This window comes from Allobosea sp. AK1, from assembly GCF_006714945.1.
GTDB lineage: Bacteria > Pseudomonadota > Alphaproteobacteria > Rhizobiales > Beijerinckiaceae > Allobosea > Allobosea robiniae.
Map to the genome: position 1 here is coordinate 1,628,644 of NZ_VFMG01000001.1, position 21,296 is coordinate 1,649,939.

General features: G+C 66.9%; 22 protein-coding genes. 4 read left to right on the forward strand and 18 right to left on the reverse strand.

Annotated elements, in window-relative coordinates; all coding sequences use genetic code 11:
- Positions 1–1,764 carry a GMC family oxidoreductase gene (locus FHT98_RS08205; protein WP_142113635.1) on the forward strand — a complete coding sequence of 588 codons (1,764 nt, stop codon included), beginning with the start codon at positions 1–3 and terminating at the stop codon, positions 1,762–1,764.
- Positions 1,761–2,981 (forward strand): cytochrome c, encoded by a 1,221-nt coding sequence (locus FHT98_RS08210; RefSeq protein WP_142113636.1) that lies wholly within the window; start codon positions 1,761–1,763, stop codon positions 2,979–2,981. The genes FHT98_RS08205 and FHT98_RS08210 overlap by 4 nt, the downstream gene beginning before the upstream one ends.
- 22 nt (positions 2,982–3,003) lie before the next feature.
- Here the strand turns inward: FHT98_RS08210 and FHT98_RS08215 are convergent, their stop codons facing one another.
- The 5 genes from FHT98_RS08215 to FHT98_RS08235 all read right to left on the reverse strand — a co-directional run bounded on the left by FHT98_RS08215 (position 3,004) and on the right by FHT98_RS08235 (position 7,899).
- Positions 3,004–3,678, reverse strand: coding sequence for an RraA family protein (locus FHT98_RS08215; protein ID WP_142113637.1), 675 nt, complete (start codon positions 3,676–3,678; stop codon positions 3,004–3,006).
- A 100-nt stretch (positions 3,679–3,778) separates the two neighbouring features.
- Entirely contained in the window at positions 3,779–5,296 is a 1,518-nt protein-coding gene (locus FHT98_RS08220) for a tripartite tricarboxylate transporter permease (protein ID WP_142113640.1), read from the reverse strand.
- Between the two features lie 2 nt (positions 5,297–5,298).
- Positions 5,299–5,754, reverse strand: coding sequence for a tripartite tricarboxylate transporter TctB family protein (locus FHT98_RS08225; RefSeq protein WP_142113642.1), 456 nt, complete (start codon positions 5,752–5,754; stop codon positions 5,299–5,301).
- 127 nt (positions 5,755–5,881) lie between these two features.
- Positions 5,882–6,850 carry a Bug family tripartite tricarboxylate transporter substrate binding protein gene (locus FHT98_RS08230; RefSeq protein ID WP_142113644.1) on the reverse strand — a complete coding sequence of 323 codons (969 nt, stop codon included), beginning with the start codon at positions 6,848–6,850 and terminating at the stop codon, positions 5,882–5,884.
- A 47-nt stretch (positions 6,851–6,897) separates the two neighbouring features.
- Positions 6,898–7,899, reverse strand: coding sequence for a hydroxyacid dehydrogenase (locus FHT98_RS08235; RefSeq protein ID WP_142113646.1), 1,002 nt, complete (start codon positions 7,897–7,899; stop codon positions 6,898–6,900).
- A gap of 127 nt (positions 7,900–8,026) precedes the next feature.
- Between FHT98_RS08235 and FHT98_RS08240 the strand changes: the two genes are divergently transcribed.
- Positions 8,027–8,917, forward strand: a complete 891-nt coding sequence (locus FHT98_RS08240) for a LysR family transcriptional regulator (protein WP_061970442.1) — start codon at positions 8,027–8,029, stop codon at positions 8,915–8,917.
- A gap of 71 nt (positions 8,918–8,988) precedes the next feature.
- Here the strand turns inward: FHT98_RS08240 and lhpH are convergent, their stop codons facing one another.
- The 4 genes from lhpH to FHT98_RS08260 form a co-directional block, all read right to left on the reverse strand.
- A complete protein-coding gene (gene lhpH / locus FHT98_RS08245) occupies positions 8,989–9,996 on the reverse strand; it encodes a trans-3-hydroxy-L-proline dehydratase (RefSeq protein WP_142113648.1) in 1,008 nt (335 codons plus the stop codon).
- 68 nt (positions 9,997–10,064) lie between these two features.
- A complete protein-coding gene (locus FHT98_RS08250; protein WP_142113650.1) occupies positions 10,065–11,201 on the reverse strand; it encodes a M20/M25/M40 family metallo-hydrolase in 1,137 nt (378 codons plus the stop codon).
- A gap of 11 nt (positions 11,202–11,212) precedes the next feature.
- The gene (locus FHT98_RS08255; RefSeq protein WP_142113652.1) at positions 11,213–12,373 is read right to left on the reverse strand and encodes a M20 aminoacylase family protein; all 1,161 of its coding nucleotides are present in this window, start codon (positions 12,371–12,373) and stop codon (positions 11,213–11,215) included.
- A 23-nt stretch (positions 12,374–12,396) separates the two neighbouring features.
- Entirely contained in the window at positions 12,397–13,896 is a 1,500-nt protein-coding gene (locus FHT98_RS08260; protein ID WP_142113654.1) for a M81 family metallopeptidase, read from the reverse strand.
- 303 nt (positions 13,897–14,199) lie between these two features.
- On the opposite strand from FHT98_RS08260, the gene trhA reads away from it, so the two are divergent.
- On the forward strand, positions 14,200–14,868 hold the full coding sequence (gene trhA / locus FHT98_RS08265; RefSeq protein ID WP_142113656.1) for a PAQR family membrane homeostasis protein TrhA: 669 nt from the start codon (positions 14,200–14,202) through the stop codon (positions 14,866–14,868).
- 18 nt (positions 14,869–14,886) lie between these two features.
- On the opposite strand, the gene ureG is transcribed toward trhA, so the two are convergent.
- The 9 genes from ureG to urtE are packed head-to-tail and all read right to left on the reverse strand — an operon-like array spanning position 14,887 to position 21,168.
- Positions 14,887–15,519 (reverse strand): urease accessory protein UreG, encoded by a 633-nt coding sequence (gene ureG, locus FHT98_RS08270; protein ID WP_142113658.1) that lies wholly within the window; start codon positions 15,517–15,519, stop codon positions 14,887–14,889.
- Positions 15,516–16,208, reverse strand: a complete 693-nt coding sequence (locus FHT98_RS08275) for an urease accessory protein UreF (RefSeq protein WP_465246930.1) — start codon at positions 16,206–16,208, stop codon at positions 15,516–15,518. Before FHT98_RS08275 ends, ureG begins: the two co-directional genes overlap by 4 nt.
- Positions 16,171–16,638, reverse strand: coding sequence for an urease accessory protein UreE (locus FHT98_RS08280; RefSeq protein ID WP_142113662.1), 468 nt, complete (start codon positions 16,636–16,638; stop codon positions 16,171–16,173). The genes FHT98_RS08275 and FHT98_RS08280 overlap by 38 nt, the downstream gene beginning before the upstream one ends.
- Positions 16,639–16,651: 13 nt before the next feature.
- Positions 16,652–18,364, reverse strand: coding sequence for an urease subunit alpha (gene ureC / locus FHT98_RS08285; RefSeq protein ID WP_142113664.1), 1,713 nt, complete (start codon positions 18,362–18,364; stop codon positions 16,652–16,654).
- Positions 18,364–18,669, reverse strand: coding sequence for an urease subunit beta (locus tag FHT98_RS08290; protein ID WP_142113666.1), 306 nt, complete (start codon positions 18,667–18,669; stop codon positions 18,364–18,366). The genes ureC and FHT98_RS08290 overlap by 1 nt, the downstream gene beginning before the upstream one ends.
- A gap of 4 nt (positions 18,670–18,673) precedes the next feature.
- Positions 18,674–19,255: a HupE/UreJ family protein gene (locus FHT98_RS08295; RefSeq protein WP_142113668.1), complete on the reverse strand. Its 582-nt coding sequence runs from the start codon at positions 19,253–19,255 to the stop codon at positions 18,674–18,676.
- 21 nt (positions 19,256–19,276) lie between these two features.
- A complete protein-coding gene (locus FHT98_RS08300) occupies positions 19,277–19,579 on the reverse strand; it encodes an urease subunit gamma (RefSeq protein ID WP_047579581.1) in 303 nt (100 codons plus the stop codon).
- A gap of 9 nt (positions 19,580–19,588) precedes the next feature.
- On the reverse strand, positions 19,589–20,425 hold the full coding sequence (locus FHT98_RS08305) for an urease accessory protein UreD (RefSeq protein ID WP_142113670.1): 837 nt from the start codon (positions 20,423–20,425) through the stop codon (positions 19,589–19,591).
- Between the two features lie 47 nt (positions 20,426–20,472).
- Positions 20,473–21,168: an urea ABC transporter ATP-binding subunit UrtE gene (urtE, locus tag FHT98_RS08310; protein WP_142113672.1), complete on the reverse strand. Its 696-nt coding sequence runs from the start codon at positions 21,166–21,168 to the stop codon at positions 20,473–20,475.
- Between the last annotated feature and the right edge of the window lie 128 nt (positions 21,169–21,296).

Consider the following 21,296-nt stretch of genomic DNA (forward strand, 5'->3'; position numbering starts at 1 on the left):
ATGGCCCGAAAACTCCCCCGCAAGGATGTCGTCATCGTCGGGCTCGGCTGGACCGGCTCGATCCTGGCCCATGAACTGACCGATGCCGGCCTCGACGTCGTCGCGATCGAGCGCGGCCCCTGGCGCGACACGGCGACCGATTTCAACGTCGCCTATGCGCCCGATGAGCTCCGCTATGCCGTGCGCAAGGATCTGTTCCTGCAGCCGGCGCAGGAAGCCATGACGATGCGCAATGACGTCTCGCAGACGGCGCTGCCGATGCGGGACTACGGCTCCTTCCTGCCCGGAACCGGGGTCGGCGGCGCGGGCACGCACTGGAACGGCCATACCTGGCGCTTCTTCCCAAGCGATTTCGCGCTGAAGACCCATCTGACCGAGCGCTACGGGGCGGACCGGCTTTCCGAGCTCCAGATCCAGGACTGGGGCGTCTCCTATGACGAGATGGAGAGCGCCTTCGACCGTTTCGAATATCTCTGCGGCATCTCCGGCAAGGCCGGGAACCTCAACGGCGCGATCCAGCAGGGCGGCAACCCGTTCGAGGGACCGCGCAAGCGCGACTATCCGCTGCCGCCGATGCAGATGACCTATGCGCCGACCCTGTTCGCGGAAGCAGCGCGCTCCAAGGGACTGCACCCCTTCCCGACGCCCTCGGCCAATCTCTCCGGCGCCTATGTCAACCCGCTGGGCATCGCGATGGGCCAGTGCACGGCTTGCGGCTTCTGCGAGCGCTTCGGCTGCGCCAATTATTCGAAGTCGAGCGCGCATACGACCGTGCTGCCGGTGCTGATGCGCAAATCGAATTTCGAGGCGCGCACCGAATGCGAGGTGCTGAAGATCAACCTCGCGGCCGATGGCAAGACCGCGACCGGCGTCACCTATATCGACGTCAACGGCGAAACCTTCGAGCAGCCGGCCGATCTCGTCCTGCTCAACGCCTACGGCCTGTTCAATGTCCGGCTGATGCTGCTCTCCGGCATCGGCAAGCCTTATGACCCGGCGAGCGGCGAAGGCGTGGTCGGGCGCAACTACTGCTACCAGACCAATGCCAGCACACAGGTCTTCTTCGAAGGCAAGCACATGAACCCGTTCATCGCGGCCGGTGCGCTTGGCCAGTCGCTGGACGATTATAATGGCGATGCCTTCGACCATGGCCCGCTGGACTTCGTCGGCGGCGCCGGCATCAACTGCATCCCGACCAATGGCCGTCCGATCCAGTACCGGCCGGTGCCGCCCGGCACGCCGCGCTGGGGCTCCGCCTGGAAGAAGGCGACGAAGCAGTACTACAACAACACGCTGATCTTCTCGTCGCAGGGCTCCTCCTACGCGACACGCGGCAACTATCTCGACCTCGACCCGACCTATAAGGACCGCTTCGGCCGGCCGCTGCTGCGTGTGACCTTCGATTTCCCGGACAACGACATCCGCATGTCGAACTGGGTCAGCGACCGCATGAAGGAGATCGCCGACGCGCTCGGCGGCAAGCAGGCGGTGGTCGGCAAGCAGCGCAAGGGCTGGAACTCCGTCCCCTACCAGAGCACCCACAACACCGGCGGCGCGATCATGGGCACGGACCCGAAGACCAGCGCCGTCAACCGCCACCTGCAGGCCTGGGACGTGCCGAACGTCTTCGTTATCGGCGCCTCCGCCTTCCCGCAGAATGCCGGCAAGAACCCGACAGGCCCGGTCGGCGCACTCGCCTACTGGGCCGCGGATGCCATCCGTAATCATTATCTGAAGACCCCCGGCAAGCTGGTGGAAGCATGAAGAAGGCAGCGCTCATCGCCGGCCTCGCGGCCGCCACCGTCTTCGGGGCGAAGGGCTTCGCCTCCGACCTGTTCGACCGCATCGAGGCCGGCCGCTATCAGGCTGTCCTGGCCGATTGCTCCGCCTGCCACACCAGACCGGGCGGCAAGCCCTTCGCCGGCGGCCTGCCGCTGCAAACCCCCTTCGGCGCACTGGTACCTCCGAACATCACGCCCGATCCCGAGACCGGTATCGGCAGCTGGAGCTATGCCGATTTCCGCAATGCGCTGAAGACGGGCATCGGCAAGGGCGGCAAGCGGCTTTATCCGGCGATGCCCTATCCCGCCTACGCGACGATGAAGGACGCCGACATCGCCGATCTCTGGGCCTATTTCCAGAAGGTCGAGCCGGTGACGAACCACGTCGTCTCGAACCAGCTCCCCTTCCCGTTCAGCATCCGCGCTTCGATGATCGGCTGGAACTGGCTCAACTTCTCGCCGAAGGAGTTCCAGCCTGATCCCGAGAAGTCGGCAGCCTGGAACCGCGGCGCCTATCTCGTCAACGGCGCCGGCCATTGCGGCACCTGCCATACGCCGAAGAGCCTGACAGGCGCCGACAAATCCGGCGAATTCCTGCGGGGCGGCAGTCTCCAGAGTTGGTACGCCCCCAACCTGACCGGCGATCCGCATAAGGGCCTCGGCAGCTGGTCGACTGACGACATCGTCTCCTATCTGAAGACCGGCGCGAACCGCTTCGACATCGCCTCGGGGCCGATGGCGGAAGCAATCACCCAGTCGACCAGCAAATGGGCCGATGCCGATCTCCAGGCGGTCGCGGCCTATCTCAAGGACATCAAGAGCGACGGCACGCCCGCCCCGCAACCGCTTGCGGCAACCGATCCGGCAATGGCCGCCGGCAAGGCGATCTATCTCGACCGCTGCTCGGCCTGCCACAACTCGACCGGCGCGGGCCAGGCCTCGCTCTTCGCGACCCTCGCCAAGGCCCCTGTGATCAACAGCACCGACCCGACCTCGCTCATCCGCGTCGTGCTGCAGGGCAGCCAGGCCGTCGCCACCACGGCCCGGCCGACGACGCCCGCGATGCCGTCCTTCGGCTGGAATCTCGGCGATGCCGATGTCGCGAACGTGCTGACCTATGTCCGCAACAGCTGGGGCAACGCCGCGCCGCCGGTGACACCGGGACAGGTCAAGGATCTGCGAGCGGCGCTGAAGCGATAGGGTTCGCCGACCTCCGCAGCGATCAGGCCTCGATGGCGCAGCCCAGCCGCGCGAGCGTGGCGTCGATCCAGCTACGATCGTCCTTGCCCTGCTCGATCGCCTGCATCTTCTTTTCTTCCATCGCGTGCTTCTTGTGGGCCGCGGCATAGATCGTCTCCGCCTGGTCGAAGGGCACGCAGAGGATGCCGTCATCGTCGCCGATGACGAGGTCGCCGGGCTCGATCACCATGCCCTCGATCGCGATCGGCACGTTGATCTCACCGGGGCCGTCCTTGTAGGGACCGCGATGGCTGATGCCGGCGGCATAGATCGGCAGGTCGTTCTCGCGGATCCAGGCGGAGTCGCGCACCGCGCCGTGAAGCACGATCCCGGCGATGCCGCGCTTGCGGGCATGGGCGATCATCAACTCGCCGATCAGCGCATTGGTGAGGTCGCCACCGCCATCGACGACGATGACGTCGCCGGGAACGGCGAGGTCGAGCGCCTTGTGGATCATCAGGTTGTCGCCCGGCCGCGTCTTCACGGTAAGCGCCGGGCCGGCCATCACGCCCCCACGATGGAGCGGACGCAGCGAGGCGCCACCGGCCATCATCCGCGACATCGAATCGCTGACATTCGCGACCGGGACCGTACGGAAGCGCGCGACGAGTTCGGCCTCGACCTGGCGGCGGCGCTTGAGGATGCGAAATCCGATCATGGGACGTCCTTGGTGATTGCAGCTTGCCGGTCCGGCGAACTGGGCAGCGCAGCGGCTGGGAGAATGAGGTGCTGCGAAACGGGCGGTTGCGCCGGCGCGCTCAGGTCACGCTGGCTTCCTCTTCCTGATCGACGCGCGCCTTGCCGCGGCGGATGGCGGGCAGGGCCATGCTGACGAGCAGCAGCAGCGAGAGCGAGAGGAAGGTCAGGCTGATCGGGCTCTTCACGAAGATCGAGAGATCGCCTTCCGAGAGCAGCAGCGCCCGACGGATGTTCTCTTCCATCATCGGGCCGAGCACATAGCCCAGCACCAGCGGCGCGGGAGGGCATTTCAGCTTCGCCAGCACATAGCCGAGCACGCCGATCGCCGCGCAGAGATAGACGTCGATCGCGCTGTTGTTCAGGCTGTAATTGCCGAGCGCGCAGAACATCACGATCGCCGGGAACAGCCAGCGATAGGGAATGCTGAGCAGGCGGACCCAGAGGCCGACCAAGGGCAGGTTCAGCGCGACGAGCAGGGCGTTGCCGATGAACATACTGGCGATGACGCCCCAGAACAGTTCGGGATTGCGCGCCATCACCGTGGGACCGGGCTGGACGCCGTTCATGATCAGCGCGCCGAGGATCAGCGCCATGGTCGCGCTGCCGGGAATGCCGAGCGTCAACGTCGGGATGAAGGCGGTCTGTGCGGCCGCGTTGTTGGCGGCTTCCGGCGCGGCGACGCCCTCGATCGCGCCCTGGCCGAAGCGGGACGGGTCCTTGGCGAGCTTCTTCTCGAGCATATAGGCGGAGAAGGAGGAGATCGACGGGCCGGTGCCGGGCAGGATGCCGAAGAAGGAGCCGATCGCAGTGCCGCGCAAGGTCGGCAGGAACGAGGCCTTCAGATCCTCCCAGCGCGGCATCAGGCCGCCGACATTCCTGGTGAAGACCTCGCGTGCCTCTTTCTGCTCCAGGTTGATGACGACCTCGGAAATCGCGAAGATGCCGACGGCGAGCACGGTGAAGCCGATGCCGTCGGCGAGCTCTGGCAGGCCGAAGGTGTAGCGCTCGACGCCCGAGTTCACATCGGTGCCGACAAGGCCGATCAGCAGCCCGACCACGACCATGGCGAGCGCCTTGACCATGTCGCCATGGCTCAGCACCGAGGCCGCGACGAGGCCGAGCACCATCAGGGCGAAGTAGTCCTCGGCGCCGAAGCGCAGGGCCCAGGAGGCGAGCGGCACACCGAGCGCGACGATCAAGAGCGTGCCGATGCAGCCGGCGACGAAGGAGGAGAGCGCGGCGATGGCGAGCGCGGCACCGGCCCGGCCACGACGCGCCATCTGGTAGCCGTCGAGGCAGGTGACGGCCGACGAGGTCTCGCCCGGCAGATTGACGAGGATCGCGGTGGTAGAGCCGCCATATTGCGCGCCGTAATAGATGCCGGAGAGCATGATGACGGCCGAGACCGGTGGCAGGCCGAAGGTGATCGGCAGCAGCATCGAGATCGTCACCAGCGGGCCGACGCCCGGCAGCACGCCGATCAGGGTGCCCAGCAGCACGCCGAGGAAGCAATAGGCCAGGTTCTGCAGCGACAGGGCGACGCCGAAGCCGAGCACGAAGTGATCGATGATCTCCATGATCAGAAATTCCACGCGAAGAGGGCGTAGGGCAGCTTCAGCCCCCAGACGAAGACGACGGCGGCGAAGACCGACATCACCGCCGTCAGGACGAGCACCTCCCGCGTCTTGAATTCATGGCCGGCACGGGCCGAGACGAAGAACAGCGCAGCAAGCGCCGGCACCAGACCGGCCCGCTCGAGCAGGAAACCGAAGAGCAGGAGCGAGGCGCTCAACAGGGCAAGCGGCAGCCAGCCCCATCCGCCCTCGACGGGCATGCAATGACGCAGCCCCCTGACGAAGATGACAATGCCGAAGCCGATCAGGACGAGGCTGAGGACGCGCGGGAAATAGCCCGGCCCCATGTCGATCGTGGTCCCGAACGTGTAGCCGAGCGCAATCGCGAAGCCGAGCGCGCCTAGTCCCATGAACAGCAGGCCGGCGAGGGCGTCCTGGTTCTTGAAGATGCTGGTTCTCATGGCCGATATCCGCAGGATGCCGGGCGGCACGGCTTGGCGCCGCCGGGACACAGACTTTCTGGGATGGATGGTACGACGTGCCGGGAAACCGCCGCCTTGTGGTGGCGGCCCCAGCCTGCGTATCGGCTCAGTCGGCGACCTTCACGCCGGCCGCCTTGATGACCTCGGTCCATTTCGGCACATCGGACTTGATCAGCGCGCCGAACTCCTCGCTGCTGCCGCCGAGCGCCTCGGCGCCGGCCGAGCGCAGCTTGGCCTTGGTATCGGGCTGCTGCAGCACCTTGTTGAGCTCGGTATTGATGCGCGCGACGATCGGCGCAGGGACGCCCGTCGGCGCCGCCAGACCCCACCAGGTCACGGCCTCGGAATTCTTCAGGCCCTTCTCCTCGAAGGTCGGGACATCCGGCAGGTCGGCATCGCGCTTGGTCGCGAAGACCGCGATCGGGCGCAGCACGCCTTCCTTGATCTGCACCATCGCCGAGGGGACCGAGGAGATGTAGATCTCGACGCGCCCGCCGAGCAGGTCCGGCAGCGCCTGGGCCGCGCCCTTGTAGGGGACGTGACGGAATTTCACCCCCGCGATCTGCTGCAGGAGTTCGCCGGCCAGATGCGAGCTGGTCCCGACGCCGGGCGAGGCGAAGGTGAGCTTGCCGTCCTTGGCCTTCGCCGCGGCAATGAGATCCTCGACCGTCTTCAAGGGCGAATCCTTGGCGACGACCAGCACCTGCGGCGCCGAGGCGACGAGGCCGATCGGCGCGAAATCCTTGATCGGGTCGTAATTGGCCTTGCCGAGGATCGGGTTGATCACGAGATTGGCGTTCTGCGCGAGAACGATGGTGTAGCCGTCCGGCGCAGCCTTGCCGGCGAGGCTCAGGCCGACGCTGCCACCGCTGCCCGGCTTATTCTCGGCCACCATAGTCCAGCCCGTGCTTTCGCCGAGCTTCTGGGCAATGACGCGCGCGACGACGTCGGTGCCGCCGCCCGGCGGAAACGGAATGACGAGGCGGATCGGCTTCTCCGGATATTGCTGTGCCGATGCCGTCGTCGCGAGCGCCGACAGAGCGAGCGCGGCGAGCGCCTTGTAGACAATCTTCATGATCTTCCTCCCGTTTGTTATGGTCGTCCGGTATCTGGTCCGGATCTTCAGGCAGCGAGTTCGGTCAACCTCGCGAGGCTGGCCGCATCCGGCTCTTCTCCATCGAGCACGGCGATGACGTGCCGGGCGGCGATCTCGGCCATCGTCTTGGCCGATCCCGCGGTCACGCCGGCGATATGCGGGGTTGCGATCAGGTTGGGCAGCGCCCAGAGCGGGCTGTCCGCGGCCGGCGGCTCGACGGCGAAACTGTCGAGGCCCGCGCCGGCGATCCGGCCTTCCAGCAGCGCGGCGACAAGCGCCGCCTCATTGATGAGGGCGCCGCGGGCCGTGTTGACCACCAGCGAGGTCGGCTTCATCAGGCCGAAGCGGCGCGCGTCCAGCAGATCGCGCGTGGCGTTGGTCAGCGGGCAATGCAGGCTGACGATGTCGGCTTCCGCAACGAGGCTGTCGAGATCGCGTTCGCAATCCGCCCCGAACTGCGCGATCGCCGCGCGGGCATGGGGGTCGTGCAGCAGGACGGTCATGCCGAGGCCCTGCGCCATCCGGGCGACATGCTGGCCGATCGAGCCGAAGCCGACGAGCCCGATCACGGTGCCGATGATGTCGCGCCCGATGAAGCTCGGCTTCGGCCAGGTTCCGGCCTTCACGGCCGTATCGAGGCGCGGGATGTCCTTCAGCAGAGTCAGGGCCAGTGCGATGGTGTGCTCGGCGACGGCGCGCGAGTTCGAGCCCATCGCGCGGATGACGGGAATATCGCGCGAAGCGGCCGCCTGCAGGTCGATATTGTCGACGCCGACGCCGTGCTTGGCGATGACGCGCAAGCGCGGCGAGGCTGCAATGATCGCCTCGTCGACACGGCCCTGGCGGACGATCAGCGCATCGACCTGCAATTCGGCTGCACGCTGGGCCACCTGCTCGCTCGGCGCATAGGCGGGCGAGAAGAAGACGTCGACGTCATGCGCGTTGAGAAGCTGGATGGCGTTCTCGGCCAAACGGTCATGCGTGACGAGCACGCGCCTGCCGCGGGTGCGGGCACTGGTATCGGTCATCTCTGCGTTTCCTCACGGCTGCCTCGCATCCCGCTTCGCAGCGGTTGGGCGCCTTTCGGGAACACTATTGACCAAGGTGGCTATGCTCGTATGCTGAAATAATGACATATATCAATGATCTTTTGTCATGAAACATCCGATCGACGGCATCGAGGCCTTCATCCAGATCGCCGAGCTCGGCAGCTTCAACAAGGCGGCCGAGAAGCTGCACGTCACGCAGACCGGCCTGACGCGGCGCATCCAGCGGCTCGAGGCCCATGTCGGGCTCAAGCTGATCGACCGCACGACACGGACCGTCGCGCTGACCAGCATCGGCCGCGAATTCCTGCCGGAAGCCCAGCGTATGCTCGACGCCGTCGACCGCTCGTTCGAGCGGCTGAAGACGATGTCGCGCTTCTCGACCGGCGACATCACGATCGCCTCGGTGCCGTCGCTGATGTATGGCCGCCTGCCGCGCATACTCAGAAGCTATGCCACGCGGCACCCGAACAACCGCGTCGAGATCCTCGACCGGACCAGCACGCTGGTCATCGAGGCGGTACGGCGGCGCCAGGCGGAGTTCGGCCTGCATGTCCAGCCGCCGAACCAGCAGGACCTGCACAACGAGATTTTGGTCCGCGATCCCTTCGTCGTCTATTGCCGCAACGATCATCCGCTGGCCGGACGCGAAACCATCGCCTGGGCCGATCTCGCCGGCCAGGATCTGATCACGCTGGGCGGCAGCAGCGGCAACCGGCTGCTGATGGAAGCGCAGCTGTCGCGCTCAGGGATCGAGGTGAAGACCAAGTTCGTGGTCGAGTATTTCTCCAGCGCGATCGGGCTGGCCTCGGAAGGACTGGGGATCGCCATTCTGGTCGCTTCCCTCGTCGAGAACCTGCGCCCTGACCTCGCCCAGATTCCGCTGGTCGACCCGATCGTCGACCGCCCGGTCTCGCTGATCCGCCGGCGCGGCGAAACGCTGACTCCCGCCGCTCAGGCGCTCTACAACCTGATCGTTCGCGATCTCGGGCCGCTCTAGCGTTTTATTTTATCGCATTTTCTTCACGCGAACCGGCGTCCACTTCGCTCGAAAATGCTCCAGCGAGCCCGCTACCGCAGCAGGAAGCCGTGCCGCAGCGGATCGTCGCGATCGATGATCCAGCTCGCCTGACCGCAGAGATGCGCACTGCCGGAGACTTCCGGGATGACGGCGTCGATCTCTCCCAGCCTAGTCTCCTTCAGGACCCGCCCCGTCATGATCGAGCCGACGATGGATTCGTTGATCAGAATCTGGCCGGGCTTGAGCAACCCCTTGGCATGGAGCAGCGCGGCCCGCCCGGCCGTGCCGGAACCGGTCGGAGAGCGGTCCAGCTGCCGGTCCGCGAAGATGCAGCAATTCGCCTGCGTCGCCTTGGGGTCGAGCGGATCGCCATCGATGATCGTGCCGTAGATATGGTTCAGCTCGGGGATTTCCGGGTGCACGACCGGGAAGGCGGCGTTGGCGGCTGCCTTCACCTCGGCGCCGAAGCGGATCAGGGCCTCAGCCTTCTCCCGGCGGATCGTCAGGCCGAAGGGGCGGCCATCGGTGTAGAAATAGAAGGCTCCTCCGAAGGCGATGTCGCCGGTGACCCGGCCGTAGGTCGGCGTCTCCACGCTGACGTCGGGATAGAGCAGATAGGACGGGACGTTCACGAAGCGCACGCTGGCGGCGCGCCTGCCGTCCCAGGCGACGAAGGCCTCGATGAAGCCGCAGGGCGCGTCGATTCCCACCCGCGTTTCCGGCTCGGTGCGCTGGACCCAGCCGAGCTCGACGGCGGCGGTCGCCAAGGCGATGACGCCATGCCCGCAATGGTCGCTGTAACCTTCGTTATGCACGAAGATGACGCCGAAATCGGCTTCGGGCGAAACCGGCTCGGTCAGGTAACCGGCATACATGTCGGCATGGCCGCGCGGCTCGAAGATCAGCGCCTGCCTGACATCGTCGATGTTGTTCTTCACCCAGTCGCGCCGCTGCACGATCGTCTTGCCGGGCAGCCGCGGCAGCCCGCTCGTCACGATCCGGAACGGCTCGCCGCCCGTATGGGTCTCGATGGTCTGGATGACGCGGTCGGCTTGCATCGTTCCCCTTCAAGCTGTGCTCATCGTGATGCTGTGTCCGGCCGGGGCCGCGGCTGCGGCCCCACGCCTCAATCCGACAGGCGCGCGAGCAGCCCGGCGATCAGGCGGGTGCGCCGCGCCAGACTGTCCACCTCGATATGCTCTTCCAGCGTGTGATAGCCGGTACCGAGCAGACCAAGCCCATCGAGCGAAGGAATTCCGGCCGCGCCGGTGAAATTGGCGTCGGAGCCGCCGCCGGCCGAGGCATGGCCGAGATCCCAGCCCAGTTCCGCGGCAATGTCGCGCGCCTGCCGGTAGAGCGCCATCGTGCCCTCGTCGGGCTCCCAGACCGGACGGGTGACGCCGCGTTCGACCGTGAAGCCCGTGCCGTCGGCCTCGCGCTGCGACAAGGCGAGCATGCGCTCGACGCCGCGGTCGAGATCCTGCTGGCGCTTCGCCATGCTGAGCGCCTCGGCCCGGCAGGAGGTCGGCACGCAGTTCACCCACTGGCCGCCCTCGATCACGCCGACCGAGAAGGTGCAGTCCTCGCCGGTCATCTCTTCGATGGTGAGCAGTTGCCGCGCCATCAGGCTGATGGCGGAGCGGCCGTCCTTCAGCCGCGAACCCGCATGGCTCGGCCGGCCTTTAGCCGCGAGATTGAAGCGGGCGATGGCATAGCGCCCGGTGACGACGCCATCGCCCGGCTGGCCGGGCTCCGGCACCAGCACGTAGCGATGGCGGCGCGCCTCCTCCATGATCAATTCGCGCGTGCCGGGGCTGCCGATCTCCTCGTCGGAGGTGTAGAGCACCGTGATCGGCAGCGGCGTCGCGACGCCGGCTTTTGTCAGGGCGACGATGGCCTGCAAGCCGGCATAGGCGCCGCCCTTCATGTCGAGAATGCCCGGCCCGTAGCAGCGCGAGCCCTCGCGACGAAAGGGCAGCTTCGCCAGCGTCCCGACCGGATGCACCGTGTCGAGATGCGACATCACCAGAATGCCGGGCTCGCCCTGACGCGGATGCGGGAAGGTGGCGCGCACGCAGTCGCCCAGCCCCTTCGGACCGGGAATGCGGGTGATACTGGCGCCGGCCGTTGCGGTGTCGGCGGCGGCGAGGTCCATCATCCGGTTGACGGCGGCGGCGTCGAAGGTCGGGCTCTCGCACTCGATCCACGGGCGCAGGCCCGCGAGCAAGGCCTCGGTGTCGAGCGGCAGCGCGGCGAGATTCATCGGGTCGGCCCTCAGGCGGCTGCGCGCGTTTCGACGAGCCGGGCCAGCAGGCTGGCGCCGACCGGCAGAATGCCGTCGTCGAGAACGTAGGACGGATTGTGCACCGGCACGGTGCCGGCATGGCCGACCCAGGCATAGGCGCCAGGCACGACGCGCAGCATGTCGGCGAAATCCTCGCTGCCCATCAGCGGCTTGCCATCGGTGAGCACGCCCTCGTTGCCGACGATCTCGGCAGCGACAGCGACAACGGCGTCGGTCTGGGCCTCGTGATTGACCAGCACGTTGAAGATGTTGCGGATGTCGACATCGATGGTGACGCCGAAGCTCGCCGCCGTGCCGGCCGCGATCTCGCGCATGCGGTCGCGCACGAGCGCGCCGATCTCCGGCGAGAAGGTGCGGATCGTACCGGCGAGCACGGCCTCCTCGGGGATGACGTTATAGGCCGAGCCGGCATGGATCTGCGTGATCGAGAGCACGGCGGCCTCGCGCGGGTCGGCATTGCGGCTGACGATGGTCTGCAGCGCGTTGGCGAGGCTCATCGCCACGACGATCGGGTCGCGCCCCATATGCGGCATGGCGCCATGGCTGCCGCGGCCGGTGATCTTGATATCGAAGAAATCAGCACCGGCCATGGCCGGGCCGGGGAAGATCGAGATCTGGCCGGGCTCGAGATCGGGCGAATTGTGCAACCCATAGATCTCGTCGCAGGGGAAGCGCTCGAACAGCTTTTCGGCGATCATGCTGCGCGCCCCGCCGAGCCCTTCCTCGGCCGGCTGGAAGACGAACACCGCCGTGCCCTTGAAGCCGCGGTTCTCGGCGAGATAGCGGGCGGCGCCGAGCAGCATGGTGGTGTGCCCATCATGGCCGCAGGCATGCATCTTGCCGGCGACGGTGGAGCGCCACGGCAGATTGGTGATCTCCTGGATCGGCAGCGCGTCCATGTCCGCGCGCAGGCCGATGCGCCGCCCCGGTCCGCCGGTGCCGTTGAGCATGCCGACCAGCCCGGTCTTGCCGATGCCGCGATGGACCTCGATGCCCCAGCTCGTGAGCTTTTCCGCCACGATGTCGGAGGTCCGGACCTCCTCGAAGCCGATTTCGGGATGGGCATGGAGGTCGCGGCGGATGGCGACGAGTTCGTCCGTGAAGGACAGTATCTCAGGCAGGGCGGGCATGACGGCTCCAGATATCGGATTGTTCAGGCGAAGGGCTGGCCGAGGGGCGAGGTCCGCAGGCCGGGCCGCAGCCTGCGCCATGGCAAGGCGGCGGGATCGACGGGCATCGGCCCCGGCGCGGCGCAGACGAGGATCGTGGCGGCGATCGGCTCGAAATCGGCGCGGAAATGCACCGAGCTCTTGTTGACCAGGATCGCCTGTTCGGTCGGCTCGATGCCAACCTGACGGTACATCGCCTGATCCGCCATCTGCGCCTTTCGCGAGCCGACGACGATCCGGACATCGCCGACGCGCAGGCAGGCGCTCGGCCCGAGATTCATCCGCGATCCCCCGTAGAACGGGCCGGGCGCGACGAAGCGGCCGTCCGACAGCGTCTCGACCAGAAAGTCCCCCGCGAGCGGGCGGTCGCCCGGGATACCCGACTTTGCTCCGAGCGACAGCGAGATCGTCGCGCCTTCGCCCGCGGCATGGGCGGCCGCAGCCGCAGCGGGATCGACGATGACGCCGATCGCGGCCCGGCTGGCGCCGCCCTGCACCAGGGCATGGGCCATCCCCATCGTGTCGGAATCGCCACCAGCGCCGGGATTGTCCTGCGTGTCGGAGATGACGACGGGCTTCGTCGCGGTCTCGGCCAGACGCATCGCCTCCGCCACGCCGTCCTCCGGCGAGAAGACCCGGCCCTTGAACGCGGCTTCACTGGCCATCACGCGGGCAAGGACCGCATCGGCCGCCCGGTCGGCATCGGCCTGCGTCGCGCCATAGGCGAGGACGGTCGCGCCGCAATCGGGGAAATCGGCTGCCGGGAAGCCGGGCAGGAAGGAGAGCGTGGGCACGGCCGGGCCTTCGAGCGCGGCGAGTTCGGCATAGATGGTGCGGCAGGGCTCCATCGCCGTCGCCTGCCAGGCGATGGGGATGAGATAGGGCACCTGGCGGAAGGCCTTGGCCGGGCGGGCCCCTGTGTCGATCAATTGCGCCAGCACCTCGGCCGAGCGGCTGCCGGTCAGCGCCATGTCGACATGCGGGTAGGTGCGAAAGGCGACGAGCGCATCGGCCATCGCCATCATCAGCGGCGTGACATTGCCGTGCAGGTCGAGGCTGACGACAAGCGGAACCTCGGGCCCGATCGCAGCGCGCACCCGCCGCAGCAATTCGCCCTCACCGTCATCGTGATTCTGCGCGACCATGGCGCCGTGGAGGTCGAGATAGACCCCGTCCAGCGGCAGCGCTGCGGCAATGCGCTCGACCAGCTCGCCGGCGAGCGTCTCGAAGGCCTCGGTCGTGACATGGGCGGAGGGGCTGGCTGCACACCAGAGCGTCGGCACGAGCTCCCAATCCCGCCCACGGGCGCTGTCGACGAAACCGGCGGCGCTGACATTGACGTCCTTCACGGCTGCGAAGATCGCTTCGCCGCGCGCCAGCGGCGGCCAGCCACCGCCTTGCTGGAACGCCTCCATCCCGGCCATGCTGGGTGCGAAGGTGTTGGTTTCGTGGAGAAATCCACCAAATGCAATGCGGCGCGGCATCCGTTCCCCCTTGGCTGCAGCCGAGGTAATCACAGGCAGCTGCGCTCTCCAAGGCGCAAAAGCGCCGGCCCGGCCATGGCGAAATGGCGGGGCTGGATCATGCCGGTCGGTGCCCGGGAGACCTTCCGAGCATCGCAAGGCATGCGCAACAGGGGCCGCAATGCATCACCCGCGCTTCCGGGAACCGCAAAGACACATCCGATAAGCCGGCAGGCCTGTGACGATGCAGCACAGGCGACGACATTGAGATGACACAGGTTCCCGCTACGTGCCAAACCAACTTGAGCTGCCAGCGCGTGAGGAATTGCCGTGAACGTTCCCGTCGTAGGACGCTTCGTCTTCAGGCGCGCCGAGCTTTGGGCTGACGGTGTGATCCATGTCCTCGGCATTGCCCTCGGGCTGGGAGCCGTCGCAGCCTTGATCGTTCAGGTCGCCAACCGCGCTCCGCTGTTCGATCTGATTCCCGTTTCGATCTATGGTGCGGCCCTCCTCGCGGTCCTGATCGTCTCGGCGACCTACAACATGTGGCCGATCTCGCCCCGCAAGTGGTTCATCAGGCGCTTCGACCATTCGGCGATCTACGTTCTCATCGCCGGCACCTACACCCCCTTCCTGATGAAGCTGAGCGGGAGCATTTTCGCCCAGACCCTCCTCGTCGTCGTGTGGCTCGCGGCGGCGGCCGGCGTCGTCATCAAGGTGGCTCTGCCGGGTCGGTTCGACCGCCTGTCGATCGCGCTTTATCTCCTGATCGGGTGGAGCGGTCTCCTGATCTGGGAGAGCGTCAGCCTCCTGCCCGCGACCACCTTATGGTTGATCGTCGCAGGCGGCCTGCTCTACTCGATCGGTGTCATTTTCCACGTCTGGGAAAGCCTGCCGTTCCAGAATGCGATCTGGCACGGCTTCGTCCTCGTTGCGTCCGGCTGTTTCTATGGGGCCGTGTTTCGGGCCTATGCGATCGCACCAATGGCATGAGCTGCAGCTGCCCCGCGCTCAAATGCCCCCTCGTTCAGCGACGAGGCCGCCATTCCTCTCGATGAAGGCGACGATCTCGTCCACCCCCGTGAGGCGGTTCAGGTCGCTGAAAACGAAGGGCCGGCCGGCCCGCTGCTTTTCGGTGTCGGAGCGCATTACGTCGAGATTGGCACCGACATAAGGCGCGAGATCGATCTTGTTGATGATCAGCAGATCCGAGCGGGTGATGCCCGGCCCGCCCTTGCGCGGGATCTTCTCGCCGCCGGCGACATCGATGACATAGAGCGTGATGTCGGCGAGATCGGGCGAGAAGGTCGCTGCGAGATTATCGCCGCCGGATTCGATGAAGACGATGTCGAGATCGGGGAAGCGCCGGCGCATCTCGGCGATGGCGGCGAGGTTGATCGAGGCGTCCTCGCGAATCGCGGTGTGCGGACAGCCGCCGGTCTCGACGCCGATGATGCGCTCTTCCGGCAGCGCCTGCAGCCGGTTGAGGATCAACTCGTCCTCCTTGGTGAAGATGTCGTTGGTGACGACGGCGACCGAATAGCGGTCCCGCATCGCCTTGCAGAGTTTTTCGGTGAGCGTGGTCTTGCCGACGCCGACCGGGCCGCCGATGCCGACACGGAGCGGGCCATTGGGGGAGTTCACGAGCGAAAGACCCTCGAATACTGCGTTTCATGGTTCATCGAGAGGATATCGGCGCGGATGGTGCAGGCGCCGAGGTCGTTGAGCGTGGAGCCGGCAGCGCGCTGTGCCGTCCGCAGGATGACAGGCTCCAGCGCGGCAAGCGTCGCGACGCCGTCGCGCTGGCCGAGCGGGATCAACCGGACGCAGGCCTGGACGAGGTTCGAGGCGAAGGCGTGGAGATAAGCAGTCAACGCATCGGCAAGCGCGATGCCGTGGCGCGCTGCGGCTGAGCCGACGGCCACCGGATAGGCGATCGGCCCCTCCCCGCCTGCCGGCGGCTCGCCGCTCCAGGCCGCCATCGCATCGACGAAGGCGTTGCCTTGCAGCGTGGTTTCCATTTGGCGCTCGCGCGAACCGGCCATCGCTTCGGCCAGTTCTGCGACCTCGGCGATATCGTCACCGGCCCTGGTCTGGCGCCAGGTTTCGGCCAGCAGAACGGCGTCATTCCAGGCGGAGCCCTGCCGCAGCAGCGCCTCCAGCCATTCACGCAGGCTTTGCCGATCTCGGATCAGCCCATCATGGATCGCTCGCTCCAGCCCGTGGCTATAAGCGAAAGACCCAACCGGAAAGGCCGGGGATAGCCATGTCATCAGGCGGGCGAGCGAGGCAGCCTCAGCCATGGTGATGGTGATGGCCGTGAGCGTGATCATGCCCCTGGGCATGATACGCGCCGTGCACCGGCTGGAAGCGCGCGACGACCGCGCGGACGGAGGCACCGAGCCCTTCCAGCATGGCGCGGATGACATGATCCCGCTGGATCAGGATACGATCTTCGTCGATCTGCGCCGGCAGGTGGCGGTTGCCGAGATGCCAGGCGAGATGCCGTAAGGGGCAAGCGGAGCCGGGAAGCACCTCGTAGAGCTCCTCCTCTGCCGCGACGATTGCGATCTTGCGGCCGTCCTCCAGCACCAGCCGATCGCCATCGGCGAAGAGCACCGGCTCGGGCAGGTCGACCATGACCTCGTCGCCCTGATCCGTGGTGACGAGCTTGCGGCGGAGATGACGGGCGGCATGGTCGAGCCGGAGCGTGCCGGCGGGCTCGCTGCTACCGCCGTGGCTATGGGAAATGGCACGGAGCATCACTTGGCCTCTGTCAGAACAGAAAATAGCGCTGCGCCATCGGCAGCACGGTCGCGGGCTCGCAGGTCAGGAGCTCGCCATCGGCACGAACCTCGTAGGTCTCGGGATCGACCTCCATATGCGGCGTGGCGTCGTTCAGGACCATCGAGGCCTTGGAGATGCCGCCGCGCGTATTCTCGACCGCGACCATGCCCTTGGCGACGCCGAGCTTTTCCCTGAGCCCACCTGCGATCGCCGCCTGGCTGACGAAGGTGACGGAGGACATGGCGGGGGCGCGGCCCATGGCGCCGAACATCGGCCGGTAATGCATCGGCTGCGGCGTCGGGATCGAGGCGTTGGGATCGCCCATGGGAGCGGCCGCGATCATGCCGCCGACCAGCACCATCTCCGGCTTCACGCCGAAGAAGGCCGGGTTCCAGAGCACGAGATCCGCACGCTTGCCGACCTCGACCGAGCCGACATGCCTCGACAGGCCCTGCGCGATGGCCGGGTTGATCGTGTATTTCGCGATGTAGCGGCGCACGCGCAGATTGTCGTTGTCGCCGGTCTCTCCGGGCAGGCGCCCGCGCTGGACCTTCATCTTGTGCGCGGTCTGCCAAGTCCGGATCAGCACCTCGCCGACACGGCCCATGGCCTGGCTGTCCGAGGAGATGATCGAGAAGGCGCCGATATCGTGCAGGATGTCCTCGGCCGCGATCGTCTCCTTGCGGATGCGGCTCTCGGCGAAGGCGATATCCTCCGGAATCGACGGCGACAGGTGATGGCAGACCATCAGCATGTCCAGGTGTTCGGCGATGGTGTTTTGCGTGTAGGGCCGCGTCGGGTTGGTCGAGGACGGGATGACGTTCGCGAGGCCACAGACCTTGATGATATCGGGCGCATGGCCGCCGCCGGCCCCTTCCGTGTGGAAGGCGTGGATGGTGCGGCCCTTGAAGGCGGCGACCGTGTCCTCGACGAAGCCGCTCTCGTTCAGCGTGTCGGTGTGGATCATGACCTGAACGTCGTGGTCGTCGGCGACGCTGAGGCAGTTATCGATCGCCGCCGGCGTCGTGCCCCAGTCCTCGTGGAGCTTGAGCGCGCAGGCGCCGCCCTCGATCATCTCGATCAGCGCGGCGGGCTTCGAGGCATTGCCCTTGCCGGAGAGGCCGAGATTGATCGGCACCGCGTCGAAGGACTGGATCATCCGGCCGAGATGCCAGGGGCCGGGCGTGCAGGTCGTCGCCAGCGTGCCGTGGGCCGGGCCGGTGCCGCCGCCGAGCATGGTGGTGACGCCGGCCATCAGCGCCTCGTCGATCTGCTGCGGGCAGATGAAATGGATATGAGCGTCGACGCCGCCGGCGGTGAGGATCTTGCCCTCGCCGGCGATCGCCTCGGTGCCGGGGCCGATGACGATCGTGACGCCAGCTTGCGTATCCGGGTTGCCCGCCTTGCCGATGGCGACGATCAACCCGTCCCTCAGGCCGACATCGGCCTTCACGATCCCCCAGTGATCGACGATCAGGGCATTGGTGATGACGGTATCGACCGCGCCCTCGGCGCGGCTCGCCTGGCTCTGGCCCATGCCGTCGCGGATGACCTTGCCGCCGCCGAACTTCACCTCTTCGCCATAGACGGTGAAATCCTTCTCGACCTCGATGACGAGGTCGGTATCGGCAAGGCGGACGCGGTCACCGACCGTCGGTCCGTACATCTGCGCGTAAGCCGCGTGGGAGAGCTTGGCCGGCATCAGAGTGTCCCCATCACCTTCTGCTGGAAGCCGTAGACGGTGCGACCGCCGCCCAGCGGCACGAGGCGAACCTCGCGCTGCTGGCCAGGCTCGAAGCGCACCGCCGTGCCAGCAGCGATATCGAGCCGCATGCCGCGCGCGGCAGCGCGGTCGAAATCCAGCGCCTCGTTGGTCTCGAAGAAGTGGTAGTGCGAGCCAACCTGGATCGGCCGGTCGCCGGTATTGGCGACGAGCAGCGTGATCTGCTCCGCCCCCGCGTTGAGGACGATATCGCCTTCGGCGGGAAAGACCTCTCCGGGGATCATCGGATCAAGCTCCCGCGACCAGCCAGAGCCCGCCGAGCGCGGTCAGGCCGCCGGCGATGCGCGCGGCGATCCGGCCGCGATGCGAAAGCGCATTGCCGGCAAGGCCAATGCCGATGCCGACCGCGTGCAGCAGCGCTGTCGCCAGTGCGAAGCCGATCATGAAGGACAGGCTCGTCGCCTCGCCGAGTTCGCCGCCATGGGCATAGCCGTGGAACAGCGCGAAGAAGCCGACCACGGTCATCCCGACGACCACCGGGACCTGCAAGGCGACCAGCGCCAGCAGCCCGAGCACAACGACGGAGGCCGCGATCGTCGGCTCGACGAAGGGCAGGCCGATGCCCGCGAGCGCCGCCGCAAAGCCGAGCATCATCGTGGCGACGAAGGCGGTGGGAATCGCCCAGACGGCGCGCCCACCGACGAGGAAGGCCCAGAGGCCGACGCCGACCATCGCCAGGATATGGTCCGTACCGAAGAACGGATGCGAAAAGCCGGCGGCGAAGGAGCCGTGCTCGGCAGGGTTGAGGTGGGCAAAGGCCGGGCTCGCGGCACCGACGCTCAGGATCAGGGCGATCGACAATCTCTTCATGGCAGCCTCCGGCTTGTGCGCTCAGCGGATCGGTTCGTGGACGGTGACGAGCTTGGTGCCGTCCGGGAAGGTGGCTTCGACTTGCACATCGTGGATCATCTCGGCGACGCCTTCCATCACCTGCGCACGGCTGACGACATGGGCTCCCGCCTCCATCAGATCGGCGACGCTGCGGCCGTCGCGTGCGCCCTCGACGACGAAATCGCTGATCAGCGCGATCGCCTCGGGATGGTTGAGCTTCACGCCACGTTCGAGCCGGCGCCGGGCGACCATGGCCGCCATGGAGATCAGGAGCTTGTCCTTCTCGCGCGGTGTCAGGTTCATACGGTCACCCTAGAGTTGCCAGACCTTGGGCAGCGCCCGACCGCCCATGAGAAGCGTAAGCAGCGGCTCCAGCCGCCGCCGGAGCGCGAGCCCGGTCTCCTCGACGAGCCGCGCCAGAAACTTGCCGTGCCAGGCGCTGGCGCCGCCGTTCGGTCCAATGATCGATCGGGCAGCGTCCAGATGGCGCTCGGGTGCCGGACCGGTGAAGAGCACCGTCGCCATCGCGCTGCAACCGGCCATGGCAGGCTGAGGAGCGAGCCGGCTCGCGATATCGCCCTCGACGCGCAGGTCGTCGGCGAAGACTAGGCGGCCGTCGCGCCTCACGCGCCAGCGGTCGTGCAGATGGCCGCTATGCAGCGTCTCGCCCATCGCCTGCCGGCCGAAGAGGACCGCCTCCACCGCGACCAGCTCGGCACCATCGGCGAGATCGACGTCGAGCGTCCGGGACAGGCGCCCGCCGTCGAACAGGATGGTCTCCTGCGGCAGCCAGGCGAGCCGGGCTCCGGCCGAAAGCCGCAGGCGGTTCGTGACGACGGCATCGACACCGGTCGAGCGATAAATGCGCTCGCAGGCCTGGGTGGTGACGCAGGCATTGGTGTGCGGAGCCAGATTCGCGTCGATGGCGAAACTGTCGCCGCCGGTCAAACCGCCAGCCGTGTTGATGAGGATGGCTTGCGGATCGTCGCTGCCGAGCGGGCGTGGGAAGCGCAGCTTGGCGCAGCCCTCCTGAAAGAGTCGATCGAGGCAGGTCTGGCCATCGCGCAACCGGAAGCTGACGCTAGCTTGCCCTTGCGCGCGCTGCATCCGCATCGGTGCGGCGCTCTGGAGATCCTCAACCGCCAGCATCTTCAGGCCCGTTTCCCATGGAACACGGCATGCGGGACATGCTCCATCTAGACCTGAATCAGTCTCTGAACCTGCGCGCCGTCAAGCTCGCTCATCGGGCCGGACAGCACGACCTCGCCGCGGTCCATCACGAACATCGTGTCGGCGAGATCGCGGGCGAAGTCGAAATACTGCTCGACCAGCACGATCGCCATGCTGCCTTTCTGACGCAGGTAGTCGATGGCGCGGCCGATATCCTTGATGATCGAGGGCTGGATGCCCTCGGTCGGCTCGTCCAGCACCAAGAGCCTGGGCCGGGTGACCAGCGCCCGCGCGATCGCGAGTTGCTGCTGCTGGCCACCCGAGAGGTCTCCGCCGCGCCGGCCCAGCATGGTCTTCAGCACGGGGAACAGGTCGAAGAGTTCATCCGGGACGGAGCGCTCGCGACGCTTCAGTGGCGCGAAGCCGGTCTCCAGATTCTCCTTCACCGTCAGCAGCGGGAAGATTTCCCGCCCCTGCGGCACATAGGCGATGCCGGCCCGCGCGCGATCCTCGCTGCGCAGCGCCGAGATGTCCTCTCCGTCGAGGCGGATATGCCCCGCCGAAATCGGCTGGTGCCCGACGATGGCGCGCATCAGCGAGGTCTTGCCGACGCCGTTGCGCCCCATCACGCAAGTAACCTTGCCGGTCTCGGCGGTGACGGAGACGCGGCGGAGCGCCTGGGCCGCGCCGTAATGGAGGTTGATGGCGTCGACGGTCAGCATGGGCTTCCCTCCCCGAAGCCCTCATCCTGAGGAGCGCTTCGCAGAAGCGCGTCTCGAAGGATGCTCCAGTTGGTTCGGGAGCCTCCTGGGGCATCCTTCGAGACGCCGCTTCGCGGCTCCTCAGGATG